Origin of the sequence: Cupriavidus sp. WKF15 (genome assembly GCF_029278605.1) — a bacterium.
Taxonomy (GTDB): Bacteria; Pseudomonadota; Gammaproteobacteria; order Burkholderiales; family Burkholderiaceae; genus Cupriavidus.
On the sequence record NZ_CP119572.1, the window covers coordinates 2,408,398 to 2,423,095 of the forward strand.

A 14,698-nucleotide genomic window follows, 5' to 3' on the forward strand; every position below is an offset into this window, starting at 1 on the left:
ACGAGGAGTCCGCATGAAGATCCTGATCGTCACCGATGCCTGGGAACCGCAGGTCAATGGCGTGGTGCGCACGCTCAAGTCGACCCGCCGCGAGCTGGAAGCCATGGGTCACACGGTCGACATGATCACGCCGCTGGAATTCCGCACCGTGCCCTGCCCGACCTATCCGGAGATCCGCCTGTCGCTGCTGCCGTCGGCGCGCGTCGCGCAGCGCATCCGCGACTTTGCGCCGGACGCGCTGCATATCGCCACCGAAGGCCCGCTGGGCATGGCCGCGCGCCGCTACGCGCTGCGCCGGGAAATGCCGTACACGACGGCCTATCACACGCGCTTTCCCGAATACGTGCAGGCGCGCTTCGGCATTCCGCTGTCGTGGACGTACCGCTTCCTGCGCTGGTTCCACGGCCCCGCGCAGGCCGTGATGGCGCCGACGCCCGTGGTGCTGGACGACCTGCAGCGCTACGGCATCGGACACTGCGTGCTGTGGACCCGCGGCGTGGACCTGGATGTCTTCAAGACGCAGCGCGTCAACGTGCTCAACACCGCGCACCCGATCTTCCTCTATGTCGGCCGCGTGGCCGTGGAAAAAAACGTCGAGGCCTTCCTGGCACTGGACCTGCCGGGCTCCAAATGGGTGGTCGGCGACGGCCCCGCGCTGGCTTCGCTGCGCGCGCGCTACCCCGGCGCAAACTACCTCGGCGTGCTGAGCCAGCCAGAACTGGCCAGGGTGTATGCTTCGGCTGACGTTTTCGTGTTTCCGAGCCGCACCGATACCTTCGGGCTGGTGCTGCTTGAAGCGCTGGCCAGCGGCCTGCCGGTGGCGGCCTATCCGGTAACCGGCCCGATCGACGTGCTAGGCGACAGCCCCGCCGGCGTGATGCACGAAGACTTGCGTGAAGCCTGCCTGGAAGCGCTGCGCATCGACCGCATGACCGCCCGCGCCCATGCCGAGCGGTTCTCGTGGCGCGCCGCCTCCGAGCAGTTCCTGGCGCACCTGCGTCCGCTATCGGCCGGCGGCAGTCCCGGCAGCGCGGGCGAGGTGCCAACCCAACCAGTCCCGCAGAGCCATGCCGAAACCAACTCAGCCGCTGCCGTCCGATCCGTCGCTGGGGGGGCAGGCACCTCGCCCGCCAGGCAGCGACTACTCGATTGAGCAGAACCCGCACAAGGGCAACCGCGGCCTGGCCCGTGCCTGGCATGCCGCGATCAATTCCCTGTCCGGGCTGCGCTACGCCGTACTCGAAGAAAGCGCGTTCCGCCAGGAGCTGACGCTGGTGGCGATCCTGACGCCATGCGCGTTCATGCTGCCCGTCGGCACGGTCGAGCGCATCATGCTGCTCGGCACGCTGCTGGTGGTGCTGATGGTGGAACTGCTGAATTCAAGCGTCGAGGCGGCGATCGACCGCATCTCGCTGGAGCGGCACAGCCTGTCCAAGCGTGCCAAGGACTTCGGCAGCGCCGCGGTCATGCTGGCACTGATCCTGTGCGGTGGCACGTGGATCGCGATTGCCGGGCCGCACGTCATGCACTGGCTGCGCCAGCTGGCGGGCTGAGCCCCCTCTCGACCCCGGGGACACAGCGGGGGCGACAAGCGATGCAGGCCGATTGCTTATAATCGCTACCTGCCCAGATTTACCGACCGCCCGGACGCCCATGGAACCCAAACCGCAAGCCGGTCCCCGCCGCACCAGGGACCGCATCCTCGACGTCTCGCTGCGCCTGTTCAACGAAGTCGGCGAACCCAACGTCACCACCACCACCATTGCGGAGGCGATGGAGATCAGCCCCGGCAATCTCTACTACCACTTCCGCAACAAGGACGACATCATCAATTCCATCTTCGTGCGCTTCGAGCAGGAGATGGAACGCCGCCTGAAGCTGCCCGATGACCACAAGGCCACGCTGGACGAGAGCTGGGGCTACCTGCAGTACATGTCGGAGTTCATGTGGAACTACCGCTTCCTGTACCGGGACATCAACGACCTGCTGGCACGCAACCGCATGCTGGAAACCAACTTCAAGCGCATCGTCGAACAGAAGAAGCGCTTCGCGCTGGAGATCTGCCGCCAGTTCATTGAAGATGGCGAAATGGAAGCGACGCCGGAACAGGTCGAGGCGATCTGCACCAACATCGTGGTGATCGCCACCTACTGGCTGTCGTTCCAGTTCGTGCAACACCCGCGCCAGTACAACGACCCCGAGCAGATCCGCGGCTGCCTGCACGGCTCGAGCTACCACATCTTCTCGATTCTGGCGCCCTACCTGCGCGGCCGCGCCCGCGACGCATTCGACCAGCTCGCGCGTGACTACGCGGCGTCCAAGGCGGCCTAGGAAAGTCAGTCAGACAAGGACAAGAAGTGAAATCCGTTTGCGTGTATTGCGGTTCCAGCCCCGGCAACCGCCCCGAATATGCCCAGGCCGCCCGAGCGCTCGGCCAGGCCCTGGTGGAAAACGACATGTCGCTGGTCTATGGCGGCGGCAAGGTCGGCCTGATGGGCATCGTTGCCGATGCCGTGCTCGAGCATGGCGGCACTGCCATCGGCATCATCCCCGACGCGCTGATGCAGAAAGAAGTTGGCCACCGCGGCCTGACCGAGCTGCACGTGGTGCGCAATATGCACGAGCGCAAGCAGATGATGGCCGACCGCGCCGATGCCTTTATTGCCATGCCCGGCGGCGTGGGGACTTTCGAGGAGCTGTTCGAGACCTTCACGTGGCTGCAGCTCGGCTACCATGCCAAGCCGGTCGGCCTGCTAAACGTCGCGGGCTTCTACGACGGCATGCTGGGCTTCCTTTCGCACGCGGTGCAGGAAGGCTTCCTCAAGCAGGTGCACGCCGACCTGCTGCACGTGGCCGACACACCGGCCGCGCTGCTCGGCAAGCTGGGCAAGGCCCCGCGCGAGATTGTCGACAAGTGGCAGGAACGCCGCGACGAGACCTGAAGCCAGGTCCCAGGGGCCGGGCAAGCCGCGACGCTCAGAACGTCGAGCCCGGCTCCTTCAGGAAGGCCAGTTCCTCCGGCGTGCTCTGCCGGCCCAGGATGGCATTCCGGTGCGGAAAACGACCGAAGCGCGCGATCACCGCGCGGTGCTTTTCCGCCCAGTCCACGACATCCACCTTCCCGGCGGTGTCCTCGCGCAGCTGCGTCGTCAGCCTGACGCTCTCGTCCTGGTCTTGCAGCGACTCCGAGTGCTCGAACGGCAGATAGCAGAACATGCGGTGGTAGCCGGTCGGCAGTTCGCGGTCCATGCCGCCTTCGACGATCCGCCGTGCCAGCGCCAGTGCCTGGGCGTCGGTCGCGAAGCTGCGCGGGTCGTTGCGGAACAGGTTGCGCGGGAACTGGTCCAGCAGCACCACGCGGGCGCAGGCGCCTTCATGCGTGGCGCACCAGTCCTCGCCGTCATCGGGATCGCCGGAGTGCGCCGTCTCCCACAGCGTCAGGAAGCGCGAGCGGATCACGTCGTCGAACGCCGCGGACTTGGTGAACCATTCGCGCCGTTCCGTGTTCCAGACGGGCGAGCCATGGTGGCCGAACCAGAACTCCAGCAGTTCGTGGGCGGCTTCGGGCAACTTGTCTTGCATCGTCCTACCCTTTCTCGAAAAGATCCGGGCCGCTTCAGCGGGCCACGTTGCGCATCCAGTCGGCGGTCTGGAACAGGGCCTGCATCAGGCGCATCTGCAGGTCCTCCGACAGGCCGACGTCCTGCATCGCCAGCGCCATGCAGCGCATCCACTGGTCGCGCTCGCTGATGCCGATCTCGAACGGCATATGGCGCGCGCGCAGGCGCGGATGGCCAAAGCGCTCGATGAAATGGTTGGGACCGCCCAGCCAGCCGCACAGGAACCAGAACAGCTTGTCGCGCGATCCGTCCAGCGACGACGGGTGCAGCGCGCGCAGGCCGGCGAACTCGGGTTCCAGGTCCATCAGGTCGTAGAAGCGGTCCACCAGTTCGCGCACGCGCGCTTCGCCGCCGATCAGGTCGAAGGCGGTGACTTCGGTGCCGGCCTTGCCGGTGGATTCGGGTTCGGTGCTCATTCAGGTACTCGCAAACAGCGCAGGGGCGCCAGGGCATCACGCGTCACGCAAGGTCGCCAGCGCCGGCTGGCGCAGCACATCGCGCAGGCCCAGCCAGCCGCCCGCAAAAGCGCACAGCATGCCAGAAACCACGCCGGTCGGCACGATCCACGGATTGAAGCGGTACGGGAAGTCGAAGACGTGCTGGGACAGCCCCCAGCCGACCGCGATCGCGCCCAGGCTGGCCAGCAAGCCCGCGAGCCCGCCAACCACCAGGAACTCCGCGTACTGCGTCTGCCTGACCTGCGCGGCTGACGCTCCCAGCGCCTTGAGCAGGCCGGCATCGCGCATGCGCTCGTCGCGCGCGCCGGACAGTGCCGCGTACAGCACCGTGATACCCGCTGCCAGCGTGAATACAAAGAGGAATTCCACCGCGGCGATGACCTGGTCCAGCACTGCCTGGATCTGCCGCAGGATCAGGTCGGTATTGACCACGGTGATGTTGGGAAACGCCGCGATCAGCCGGTTGCCGAGCGCCGCGCTCGCGGCCGGCAGATGGAAGGCGGTGATGTAGGTCTCGGGCAAACCCTGCATGGCGGCCGGCGGCAGGATCACAAAGAAATTGACGCGCATCGATCCCCAGTCGAGCTTGCGCAGCGACGTCACGGGCGCCTGAACAGTCTGGCCGGCGACGTCAAAGCGCAAGGTATCGCCAAGCCGGATGCCGAGCGTCTTGGCGATGCCCTCCTCGACCGAGGCGCCCGCGCCGGAACCATTGAGCCAGTGCCCGGCCACCACCTGGTTGCCTTCGGGCAGCGCGTCGGTATAGGACAGGTTGAACTCGCGCTCCACCAGGTTGCGCGCGCGCCCTTCGGCGTAGCTGTCCGCACGGATCGGACGCTGGCCGATCTGCGTGAGGCGGCCGCGCACCATCGGATACAGCAGGTCATGGATGCCCGCCGCGGCCAGCATGCCGCGCAGCGGTTCGCGCTGGTCCGGCTGGATGTTGATGATGAAGCGGTTGGGCGCATCGGCCGGCGTCGCGTTGCGCCAGGAATCGATCAGGTCGTTGCGCGTCATGCCAAGCAACAGCAGCGCCATCAGGCCCACCGCCAGGGCCACGGTCTGCAGCACGGTCACGCCGCGGCGCCGCTCCAGCACGGCCAGCGCGAAGCGCCAGCCCACGGCGGACCGGCCGGACAGCCGGCCGCGCAGCGCGCGCGACAGCAATGTCAGCAGCCCCAGTGCCAGTAGTGCGAACACGGCACCGGCCGCGGCAAACCCGCCAGCAGTCGTCAGGCCGAGGCGCAGGTCGCGCGCCGCCACCAGCAGCAGCGCGACGAAGGCGCCCAGGCCCAGCGCGTAGGCCGCCCAGGCCGACACGGGCGGCGGCCCGATATCACGGCGCAGCACGCGCAGCGGCGCTATGCGCGTCAGGGCAAGCAGAGGCGGCAGGGCAAAGCCCGCCAGCAGCACGAGCCCGGCCAGCACGCCCACCATCGCCGGCAACAACGACGGCTGCGGCAGCGATACCTGCAGCAGCCCGCCCAGCGACAGCAGCAGCCCGTAGTGCGCCAGATAGCCCAGCACCACGCCCACCATGGCGCCGCCCGCGCCGAGCAGCAGGAATTCGATGCCGAAGGCCGCCAGTATCTGCCGGCGCGACAGCCCCATGCACTTGTAGACCGCACACGCATCGGTGTGCCGCTGCATATAGCGGCGCGCCGACATGGCGATCGCCACCGCGGCGATCATCGACGACAGCACCGCGACCAGCGACAGGAAGCGCTCGGCCCGGTCCAGCGTGGCGCGCATCTGCGGCTGTCCCGATTCGAGCGATTCCACACGCGTGTTGCGCAGCTTGAGGCGGTCGATCTCGCCAGCGGCCCAGCGCTGGTAGGCACGGCCCGCGGCGTCCGGGCCCGCGACCAGCAGGCGGTAGCTCACGCGGCTGCCCCAGCCGATCAGGCCGGTGCTGTCGAGGTCCGACAGCGGCATCAGCACGCGCGGCGCGAAATTCATGAAGCCCGCGCCGCGATCGAGTTCCTGCGTGACGATGCGGTCGATGCGGAACGTGCGGCTGCCAAGCTGCAGGGCATCGCCCACGCGCAGCCCCAGCGCGCCCAGCAGCGCCTCGTCCACCCAGACCGTGCCGGGAGCCGGAATGCCCTCGGCGGCCTGTTCCGGGCCGCCCGGCGTGGCCGCGACCTTCAGCTTGCCGCGCAGCGGATAGCCAGGGCTGACCGCCTTGAGCGCGGCGAGCTGGCTCGGCGCTTCGGCGCCAGCCGGGACATCGGCCCGGCGTGCGGTCGCCATGCTCGGGAAGGTCACGGTATGCGCCACGGCCAACCCGTTTTCGGCCGCATGGCTGGAGAACGCAGCATCGAACGGGTGGTCCGACACCAGCAGCACGTCCGCCGCGATCATCTGCCGCGCATCGCGCTCGAGCCCCAGGCGCATGCGGTCGGAGAGGAAGCCGACGCTGGTCAGCGCGGCGACCGCCAGCACCAGCGCGAACAGCAGCAGGGTCAGTTCGCCGGCCAGCCAGTCGCGCCGGGCCATGCGCAAGGCCTGGCGCCAGGCGGAGAATCGGCGTCCCGGCGGCGCATGGAATGCAGCAGGTCGGGAAACGGCAGTATCGGGCGCGGCAGCGGGCTCGGTTGGCATTAGTCGTGGTGGTCAGGTTCGTCTTGCGGGCGGCTCCGGGCGGTTGCGCAAGCTGGCATGGAGCCGACGCACGCCACGCCATAGCCTGGGCAGCAGCCAGACGGCAATCAGCAGGAAGACAGCCAGCAGGACCAGGAACAGCACCGGCAGGAAAAAAGCCAGCAGCAGGCTTCCGGTCGCCGTGACGTCCTCAGTGAATGAGGCCAGCCAATTGGAGAACGGTTCCGGCGAGACATTGATCAGCGCGCGCGTGCCGGCCTTGGCGACATGGGCCGTGCCGGCGAGGGTCCCGCCGATCAGCCCGGCCGCGACCATCCACTGCGGATCCATCTGGCCGAATGCCGCCGCGGCCAGGATGGCGCCGGCGGGAATGCGTACGAAGGTATGGATGGCGTCCCACGCCGAATCGAAACCCGGGACCTTGTCGGCGACGAACTCCGCGAGCGCGAGCACCGCCGCCACGCCGATCACCCACCAGGACTCCAGCGCGTGCAGCCCGGGCGGCAGGTGCAGCCAGCCGAGGCGCGACAGCACGCCGGCGGTCAGGACGGCCAGGTAGAGGCGAAAGCCGCTGGCCCAGGACATGCCTGCGGCCAGCGCGGCGGTTTCCAGCATAGGGCTCCTTGGGATGGCGGTGAGGATGGTCCGGGCCTTGCAAGGAGTGTAGCGCGAACGCCGTGCCGGCAATCGGGCCGGCGCCGCCAGCGTTTCAGCTGCCCTCCTTGCCGTCCGCCCCGTACCACGGCAACGCTTCCTGGGGCGTCAGGATGCCGGCGGGCTCGGCCATGGCGTATCCCGGCAACGCCTCGATGCGGCGCGCGAATGCGGGGTCCGCCAGCAATGCCAGCAGGCCTGACATCCAGCCCGCAGTCTGGTCGTTCTTGCGCAGTGCCAGGTAGTACGCCTCCCGCGTGAGCGGCACGAAGCCCAGGCCCAGGGCCTCGGCATTCATGCGCAGCCCGAAACCGACCTGCGCCCGCCCCGCATGGACGGCTTCCGCCACCTTTTCGTTGCTGAATTCAGGTTCGTCGTAGCCGGCGATCTGGTCCGGATAGAGTCCCTGGGTGGCCAGGAGCTGGTCGAACAGCATGCGTGTGCCGGAACTGCGCTGCCGGTTGACGAAACGCGCCTGGGTGCGCACCAGGTCACGCAGGTCATGGATTTCGCCAGCCATGCCCGGCGCCACGATCAGGCCCTGCTCGCGCCACGCGAGGCGCAACAGGCGCACTGATGCGGGCCGCAGCCACTTGCGCAGGGTCAGGTGCGCAACGGACCCCGCGGTCTGCACTGGCGAAACATAGAAACCGGCCAGCTCCGACTGCCGTTCCTGCAGGCAGATCAGCCCTTCCACGCTGCCGCAGAACACGGTATCGAGCTGGAGTCCCGACGTCTGGGCCTTGAGGGCGCCGGCAAGCACTTCGATGGCGGGGTCGTGGCTGCCGGAAAAATGCACGCTGGTCTGGGGCTGGGCCGCGTCATCGAGCTCGGCAATGAACTCCGCCATGGCGCGCTGCATGGCCGGGTCGAGGGTCTCGCGCAGGCGCATTTCTGCACGCAGCAGGCGTTCGCCAAAGCGTGTCAGCGACGCCCCGCGGCCGCGCTCCATGTCGAGCACGGAGCGGCCGAGCATGGCCTCCCATGTGCGCATCACGCCCCAGGCATGGCGGTAGGACAGGCCGATTTCGCGCGCCGCGCGGTGCAGTGAACCGGTCTCGCGCACGGCCTTGAGCAGTTGGAATACCTTGCCATTGGCTCGCGGGTTGTCGTCCGCGGCAATCACAGGGAACAGGTCAAAACGGAATGTCATATGTTCCGCCTTGCATATTTACATCTTGAATGCGCGTCGATGACAATGGTTCACCCCGCTTTTCGTATAGTTTTCCGCATTCTCCACGACCCGTCTTGGCGTGGCAATTATGTTTCTTGAAACATAACTAGAGGGACTCCACTTGTTACGGACCGTCTTCCGCAAGCTCCCCGTCGTAGCCGGCATCGCCTGCCTGATGGCGCTCTCCGCTGCGCAGGCGGGCGAACTGAAACTTGCCACCACGACCAGCACGGAAAACTCGGGGCTGCTCAAGTACCTGCTGCCCAAGTTCGAGCAGAAGACCGGCGTGAACGTCAGGGTCATCGCCGTGGGCTCGGGCAAGGCCATGAAAATGGGCGAGATGGGCGACGTGGACGTGCTGCTCGTGCACGCCCGCAAGATGGAAGACGAGTTCGTGGCGGGCGGCTACGGCGTCAACCGCCGCGACGTCATGTACAACGACTTCATCGTGGTGGGTCCGGCCAGCGATCCGGCGGGCATCAAGGGGGGCAAGGACGTACTGGCGGGCTTCCGTAAGCTCGCAGGCAGCGGCAGCAAGTTCATCTCGCGCGGCGACAACTCCGGCACCGACGTCATGGAGAAGGACTACTGGAAGCAGCTCGGCATCGAGCCGAAGGGCCAGCCTTGGTATGTCAATGCAGGCCTGGGCATGGGCGAGGTGCTCACCATGGCCGCGCAGATGCCGGCCTATACGCTGTCGGACCGCGCCACCTATGGCGCCTACCGCGCCAAGACGGGGCTGGCCATCGCCTTGCAGGGCGACCCGAAAATGTTCAATCCGTACGGCATCATCGCGGTTAACCCGGCCAGGCACCCGGGGACCAACTACACCGACGCGATGAAGCTGGTGGAGTGGATTACCTCGCCGGAAGGCCAGCAGGCTATCGCCGGCTACAAGGTCGAGGGCGAGCAGCTGTTCTTCCCGGACTACAAGGCTACCCAAGCCAGCAAGTAAGCTGGTCAACGCCACGACTGCGGATCACGGGCAGCCCGGCGCTGCCCTTACCCGTTTCAGCCCGCCTCCGCCTCCAGCCTCGGCAGCTGCGGCAGGTCGGCGGCGACTTCGGCAATCATCCTGCGCATCCACATGACGTCAGGCGCCGCGTGGCAGCGCTCATGCCAGAGCTGGTAGAAGCGCATGCGCGGGAACGTGACCGGCGACGGCACCATGCGGATCGGCAGGTACTGCGCATAGTGCGCAGCAAACTGGCGGCCGGTGGTGAACACCATGTCGGTCTTCATCAGCACATATGGCACCAGCCCGAAATACGGCAGCGTCACCTGGATATTGCGTTTGTACCCCTGTTCGGCCAGCGCCTGGTCGATCATGCTGCGCTGCATCGATGCATAGGGCGCGGGTGCCAGGTGAGGCATCTCCAGGTAGTGCTTGAGCGTCAGCCCCTTGCGCGCCAGCGGATGCTGGGCGCCCAGCATGCAGACCACCTCGTCGTCGAACAGCGGCGAGATATGCAGGTGCTCCGGCGGCGACAGCCAGTTGCCGACGACGATGTCCAGCTGGCCCTGCTCCAGGTCTTCAAGGAAGTCGCCCGACGAGGTCATGGGGTGCACGAACAGCTTGGCGCCAGGGGCCAGCCGGCGCATGCGCTCGACGATGTTGGGCAGGAAGAAGGCGTCCAGGTAGTCCGGCGCGCCCAGGTGGAAGGTACGGGTGGTGGTGGCCGGGTCGAACTGCTGCGGCGGCCGTGCGATGCGGTCCATCGCCGCCAGGCTCTGTTCGGCCAGCTCCAGCAGTTCGCGCCCGCGCTCGGTCGGCACCATGCCGCTTTTGCCCCGCACCAAAATGGCGTCGCCGGTGATCTCGCGCAGGCGCTTGAGCGTATTGCTGATGGCCGGCTGCGACTGGCCCAGGCGCACGGCCGTGCGGGTCACGCTCTGCTCGGTCAGCAGGGTGTGGAGCACCCGCAGCAAATAGGTATCGAGATGGTCGCGTCCGTGCATGGCGATAGGGGTGCTGCCGGGGCTTGGCCGGGAGCCTGGCGTGGGGGAAGGGAACGGCGCATAGTGTATGTCAGGCAACCCGCCATCGGTCAATCCGGGCGTGGGAGGGCCGATGGATGGGCTTTCTGATGGGGCATATCACCTGGGCCGAATATTGCATGAATTGCACCGATGCTATGTTTCCGCCATCACAGAACGAGATAAAGACCATGGAGACGCAAACCATCCGCTTTTTCCATCGCGGCCAGGTCAGGGAAGTATCCGACGCCCCCGTTACCCGCACCGTGCTGCAGTACCTGCGCGAGGACGTGCGCTGCACCGGCACCAAGGAAGGCTGCGCCGAAGGCGACTGCGGCGCCTGCACCGTCGTGATCGGCGAGCTGCAGGACGGCGGCGATGTCGAATTCAAGGCCGTCAACGCCTGCATCCAGTTCCTGCCCACGCTCGACGGCAAGGCGCTGATCACCGTCGAGGACCTGCGCCAGGCCGACGGCACCCTGCACCCCGTGCAGGAAGCCATGGTCGAATGCCACGGTTCGCAATGCGGCTTCTGCACGCCCGGCTTCGTCATGTCGCTGTGGGCGCTGTACCAGCAGCACACCCCGGGCGGCGAAGCCCCGCCGCGCCAGACCATCTGCGACGCGCTGACCGGCAACCTGTGCCGCTGCACCGGCTACCGCCCGATCATCGACGCCGGCGAGCGCATGATGGCCCTGCCCGCGCCGCACGCGAGCAAGCTCGACCCGAAGCAGATCGCCGACAAGCTGCGCAGCCTGAAGCGCGGCGAGACCTTCCGCTACAGCGCCCAGGGACAGAACTTCTACGCCCCGCGCACCGCGGCGGAGTTCGGCGCGATCAAGGCTGCCGAACCGGGCATCCGCATCCTGGCGGGCAGCACCGACGTGGGCTTGTGGGTGACCAAGCAGTTCCGCGAGCTCGGCAACCTGCTCTATATCGGCCAGGTGGAAGACCTGCAGTCCGTCACCGAGTGCGACGGCATGATCGAGATCGGCGCCGGCGTGACGCTGGAGAAGGCCTATGCGGCGCTGACCGCCGCGCACCCCGAGCTCGAAGAAATGTGGAAGCGCTTCGCCTCGCTGCCGATCCGCAATGCCGGCACGCTCGGCGGCAATATCGCCAACGGCTCGCCGATCGGCGACTCCATGCCGGCCCTGATCGCGCTGGGTGCCGAAGTGGTACTGCAACGCGGCGAGACGCGCCGTACGCTGCCGCTCGAAGACCTCTACCTGGCTTACCAGAAGACGGCCATGGCCGAGGGCGAGTTCGTCGCCGCGCTGCGTGTGCCGGTCAAGGGACCCCAGCACTTCAGGACCTACAAGCTGTCCAAACGCTTTGACGAGGATATTTCCGCCGTGTGCGCCGCGTTCGGCATCACGGTCGAGCAAGGTGTGATCACACAGGCGCGCGTTGCGTTCGGCGGCATGGCCGCCACGCCCAAGCGCGGCGCGGCCACCGAGGCCGCGCTGACCGGCCAGCCGTGGAACGAGGCCACCGTGCGCGCCGGCATGGCCGCCCTTACTCAGGACTTCACGCCGCTGACCGACATGCGTTCGACCGCCTCGTACCGCACACGCGGTGCCGCCAACCTGCTGTACCGCTTCTGGCTGGAGACGCGCGCCGATGCGCTGCCCGCATCCGCCGTCAACGTCCGCGCGATCGGCGCCGGCGCCACCGCAACCGCCACGGCCTGAGGAAAGATCGGCATGAACAAGCAAACCGAACCCTTCCTGCTCGACGCCAGCGTGGCCGACGAGACCGTGCCGCAGGTCGGCATCTCGCGCCCGCACGAATCGGCGCACCTGCACGTGGCGGGCACCGCCACCTATACCGACGACATTCCCGAGCTGGCCGGCACGCTGCACGCGGCGCTCGGCATGAGCAGCCGCGCCCATGCCCGCATCAGGTCGATTTCGCTCGACAAGGTGCGCGCGGCGCCGGGCGTGGTCGACGTGCTGACCGTGGACGACATTCCCGGCGTCAACGACTGCGGCCCGATCATCCACGACGATCCGATCCTGGCACGCGACGTGGTGCAGTTCATCGGCCAGCCGATCTTCGTGGTGGTGGCGACGTCGCACGATGCGGCGCGCCGCGCGGCAAGGCTAGGCGTCATCGAATATGAAGACCTGCCCCCGGTGCTGTCGCCCGAGGCCGCGCACGCGGCGGGCAGCTACGTGCTGCCGCCGATGCACCTGACCCGCGGCGAGCCGGTTCAGCATATCGCCGCTGCCGCGCAGCGCGACGCCGGCAATATCCGCCTGGGCGGCCAGGAACAGTTCTACCTGGAAGGCCAGATCGCCTACGCCGCGCCGCGCGAAAACGACGGCATGCATGTGTGGTGCTCGACCCAGCACCCGACCGAGATGCAGCACGCCGTGGCCCACATGCTGGGCTGGCATGCGCACCAGGTGCTGGTGGAATGCCGCCGCATGGGCGGCGGCTTCGGCGGCAAGGAATCGCAATCGGCCATGTTCGCTTGCTGCGCATCGCTGGCGGCGTGGAAGCTGATGTGCCCGGTCAAACTGCGTCCGGACCGCGACGACGACATGATGATCACCGGCAAGCGCCATGACTTCGTGTTCGACTACGAGGTCGGCCACGACACGGAAGGCCGCATCGAAGGCGTAAAGATCGACATGGTGTCGCGCGCCGGCTTCTCGGCCGACCTGTCCGGCCCGGTGATGACCCGCGCGATCTGCCACTTCGACAACGCCTACTGGCTGCCGAACGTGCAGATCGACGGCTACTGCGGCAAGACCAACACGCAGAGCAATACCGCGTTCCGCGGCTTCGGCGGCCCGCAGGGCGCGTTCGCGATCGAGTACATCCTCGACAACGTGGCACGCAATGTCGGCAAGGACTCGCTGGACGTGCGCCGCGCCAACTTCTACGGCAAGACCGAGCGCAATGTCACGCCGTATGGGCAGACCGTGGAAGACAACGTCATCCACGAACTGATCGACGAACTGGTGGCGACCAGCGAATACCGCGCGCGCCGCGCGGCCACGCGTGCGTTCAACGCGGCCAGCCCGGTCCTGAAGAAGGGCATCGCGATCACGCCGGTGAAGTTCGGCATCTCGTTCAACGTGGCCCACTACAACCAGGCCGGCGCGCTCGTGCACGTGTACAACGACGGCTCGGTGCTGGTGAACCACGGCGGCACCGAAATGGGCCAGGGCCTGAACACCAAGGTGGCGATGGTGGTGGCGCATGAACTGGGCATCCGCCTGGAGCGCGTGCGCGTGACCGCGACCGACACCAGCAAGGTGGCCAATACCTCGGCCACCGCCGCGTCGACGGGCGCCGACCTGAACGGCAAGGCCGCGCAGGACGCCGCGCGCCAGATCCGCGAGCGCCTGGCTGCGTTCATCGCCCGCAAGGCGGGTGTCGAGGTCGATACCGTGCGCTTCAACGACGATCTAGTCGTCGCCGGCGAACTGCGCGCGTCCTTCGGCGACCTCGCCCGCGAAGCCTATTTGGCGCGCGTGCAGCTGTGGTCCGACGGTTTCTACACCACGCCCAAGCTGCACTGGGACCAGAAAAAGCTGCATGGCCGGCCGTTCTATTACTACGCTTACGGTGCGGCCTGCTCCGAGGTGCTGGTGGACACGCTGACCGGCGAATGGAAGCTGCTGCGCGCCGACGCCCTGCACGATGCGGGCAAGTCGCTGAACCCGGCCATCGACATCGGCCAGGTGGAGGGCGCCTTCATCCAGGGCATGGGCTGGCTGACGACCGAGGAACTGTGGTGGAACCAGGACGGCAAGCTGATGACGCATGCCCCGTCCACCTACAAGATCCCGACCATCAACGACTGCCCGGAAGAATTCAACGTGCGCCTGTTCCAGAACCGGAACGTGGAAGACAGCATCCACCGCTCCAAGGCTGTGGGCGAACCGCCGCTGCTGCTGCCGTTCTCGGTGTTCTTCGCGATCCGCGACGCGATCGCGGCCGTGGGTGACTACCAGGTCAACCCGCCGCTGCGCGCACCGGCCACCAGCGAAGCCATCCTGGACGCCGTGGAAGCGGTACGCGAGGTACGGGCTATGCCCGAACGCGCCGCACAGCCGGCCTGACGCGCGCGCCTGCCGGGCCCGCCGGACTTTCCCCCCTTGCCCGCCCGCCGACGGGCCAGGGGCCGGCCGCTCGCGCAGGCGCGCGCCACCCCCAGGCAGCCAACCGACAGCACGATTGACAACGAGACCGGC

13 protein-coding genes are annotated in these 14,698 nt (G+C 67.4%); 7 read left to right on the forward strand and 6 right to left on the reverse strand.

Annotated elements, in window-relative coordinates:
• Nucleotides 1-13: 13 nt before the first annotated feature.
• The 4 genes from CupriaWKF_RS11260 (at nucleotide 14) to CupriaWKF_RS11275 (ending at nucleotide 2,942) form a co-directional block, all read left to right on the forward strand.
• The gene (locus tag CupriaWKF_RS11260; protein WP_276097964.1) at nucleotides 14-1,153 is read left to right on the forward strand and encodes a glycosyltransferase family 1 protein; all 1,140 of its coding nucleotides are present in this window, start codon (nucleotides 14-16) and stop codon (nucleotides 1,151-1,153) included.
• Nucleotides 1,068-1,553 carry a diacylglycerol kinase gene (locus tag CupriaWKF_RS11265; RefSeq protein WP_276097965.1) on the forward strand — a complete coding sequence of 162 codons (486 nt, stop codon included), beginning with the start codon at nucleotides 1,068-1,070 and terminating at the stop codon, nucleotides 1,551-1,553. Before CupriaWKF_RS11260 ends, CupriaWKF_RS11265 begins: the two co-directional genes overlap by 86 nt.
• Nucleotides 1,554-1,653: 100 nt before the next feature.
• A complete protein-coding gene (locus CupriaWKF_RS11270; protein WP_276097966.1) occupies nucleotides 1,654-2,331 on the forward strand; it encodes a TetR/AcrR family transcriptional regulator in 678 nt (225 codons plus the stop codon).
• A gap of 26 nt (nucleotides 2,332-2,357) precedes the next feature.
• A complete protein-coding gene (locus tag CupriaWKF_RS11275; RefSeq protein ID WP_276097967.1) occupies nucleotides 2,358-2,942 on the forward strand; it encodes a TIGR00730 family Rossman fold protein in 585 nt (194 codons plus the stop codon).
• A 34-nt stretch (nucleotides 2,943-2,976) separates the two neighbouring features.
• Here the strand turns inward: CupriaWKF_RS11275 and CupriaWKF_RS11280 are convergent, their stop codons facing one another.
• The 5 genes from CupriaWKF_RS11280 to CupriaWKF_RS11300 all read right to left on the reverse strand — a co-directional run bounded on the left by CupriaWKF_RS11280 (nucleotide 2,977) and on the right by CupriaWKF_RS11300 (nucleotide 8,489).
• On the reverse strand, nucleotides 2,977-3,582 hold the full coding sequence (locus tag CupriaWKF_RS11280) for a DUF924 family protein (protein ID WP_276097968.1): 606 nt from the start codon (nucleotides 3,580-3,582) through the stop codon (nucleotides 2,977-2,979).
• A gap of 34 nt (nucleotides 3,583-3,616) precedes the next feature.
• Nucleotides 3,617-4,036 (reverse strand): group II truncated hemoglobin, encoded by a 420-nt coding sequence (locus CupriaWKF_RS11285; protein WP_276097969.1) that lies wholly within the window; start codon nucleotides 4,034-4,036, stop codon nucleotides 3,617-3,619.
• A gap of 36 nt (nucleotides 4,037-4,072) precedes the next feature.
• Complete coding sequence (locus CupriaWKF_RS11290; protein WP_276097970.1) at nucleotides 4,073-6,577, reverse strand: FtsX-like permease family protein; 2,505 nt, start codon at nucleotides 6,575-6,577, stop codon at nucleotides 4,073-4,075.
• 117 nt (nucleotides 6,578-6,694) lie between these two features.
• The gene (locus CupriaWKF_RS11295) at nucleotides 6,695-7,297 is read right to left on the reverse strand and encodes a DUF4126 domain-containing protein (RefSeq protein ID WP_276097971.1); all 603 of its coding nucleotides are present in this window, start codon (nucleotides 7,295-7,297) and stop codon (nucleotides 6,695-6,697) included.
• 94 nt (nucleotides 7,298-7,391) lie between these two features.
• On the reverse strand, nucleotides 7,392-8,489 hold the full coding sequence (locus CupriaWKF_RS11300; RefSeq protein ID WP_276097972.1) for a substrate-binding domain-containing protein: 1,098 nt from the start codon (nucleotides 8,487-8,489) through the stop codon (nucleotides 7,392-7,394).
• A 196-nt stretch (nucleotides 8,490-8,685) separates the two neighbouring features.
• Here CupriaWKF_RS11300 and CupriaWKF_RS11305 point away from each other — a divergent pair, with 196 nt between their 5' ends.
• Complete coding sequence (locus tag CupriaWKF_RS11305; protein ID WP_276100770.1) at nucleotides 8,686-9,465, forward strand: extracellular solute-binding protein; 780 nt, start codon at nucleotides 8,686-8,688, stop codon at nucleotides 9,463-9,465.
• A gap of 56 nt (nucleotides 9,466-9,521) precedes the next feature.
• Here CupriaWKF_RS11305 and CupriaWKF_RS11310 read toward each other — a convergent pair whose 3' ends face one another.
• Nucleotides 9,522-10,469, reverse strand: a complete 948-nt coding sequence (locus tag CupriaWKF_RS11310; RefSeq protein ID WP_276097973.1) for a LysR substrate-binding domain-containing protein — start codon at nucleotides 10,467-10,469, stop codon at nucleotides 9,522-9,524.
• Nucleotides 10,470-10,678: 209 nt separating this feature from the next.
• Between CupriaWKF_RS11310 and xdhA the strand changes: the two genes are divergently transcribed.
• Nucleotides 10,679-12,181, forward strand: a complete 1,503-nt coding sequence (gene xdhA, locus CupriaWKF_RS11315) for a xanthine dehydrogenase small subunit (RefSeq protein WP_276097974.1) — start codon at nucleotides 10,679-10,681, stop codon at nucleotides 12,179-12,181.
• 12 nt (nucleotides 12,182-12,193) lie between these two features.
• A complete protein-coding gene (xdhB, locus tag CupriaWKF_RS11320; RefSeq protein WP_276097975.1) occupies nucleotides 12,194-14,566 on the forward strand; it encodes a xanthine dehydrogenase molybdopterin binding subunit in 2,373 nt (790 codons plus the stop codon).
• Nucleotides 14,567-14,698 lie beyond the last annotated feature (132 nt).

Bases quoted from the DNA above. Each gene is read 5' to 3' on its own strand.
- CupriaWKF_RS11260 (WP_276097964.1), top strand. From the start codon at position 14: ATGAAGATCCTGATCGTCACCGATGCCTGGGAACCGCAGGTCAATGGC.
- CupriaWKF_RS11265 (WP_276097965.1), top strand. From the start codon at position 1,068: ATGCCGAAACCAACTCAGCCGCTGCCGTCCGATCCGTCGCTGGGGGGG.
- CupriaWKF_RS11270 (WP_276097966.1), top strand. From the start codon at position 1,654: ATGGAACCCAAACCGCAAGCCGGTCCCCGCCGCACCAGGGACCGCATC.
- CupriaWKF_RS11280 (WP_276097968.1), bottom strand. From the start codon at position 3,582: ATGCAAGACAAGTTGCCCGAAGCCGCCCACGAACTGCTGGAGTTCTGG.
- CupriaWKF_RS11285 (WP_276097969.1), bottom strand. From the start codon at position 4,036: ATGAGCACCGAACCCGAATCCACCGGCAAGGCCGGCACCGAAGTCACC.
- CupriaWKF_RS11290 (WP_276097970.1), bottom strand. From the start codon at position 6,577: ATGGCCCGGCGCGACTGGCTGGCCGGCGAACTGACCCTGCTGCTGTTC.
- CupriaWKF_RS11295 (WP_276097971.1), bottom strand. From the start codon at position 7,297: ATGCTGGAAACCGCCGCGCTGGCCGCAGGCATGTCCTGGGCCAGCGGC.
- CupriaWKF_RS11300 (WP_276097972.1), bottom strand. From the start codon at position 8,489: ATGACATTCCGTTTTGACCTGTTCCCTGTGATTGCCGCGGACGACAAC.
- CupriaWKF_RS11305 (WP_276100770.1), top strand. From the start codon at position 8,686: ATGGCGCTCTCCGCTGCGCAGGCGGGCGAACTGAAACTTGCCACCACG.
- CupriaWKF_RS11310 (WP_276097973.1), bottom strand. From the start codon at position 10,469: ATGCACGGACGCGACCATCTCGATACCTATTTGCTGCGGGTGCTCCAC.
- xdhA (WP_276097974.1), top strand. From the start codon at position 10,679: ATGGAGACGCAAACCATCCGCTTTTTCCATCGCGGCCAGGTCAGGGAA.
- xdhB (WP_276097975.1), top strand. From the start codon at position 12,194: ATGAACAAGCAAACCGAACCCTTCCTGCTCGACGCCAGCGTGGCCGAC.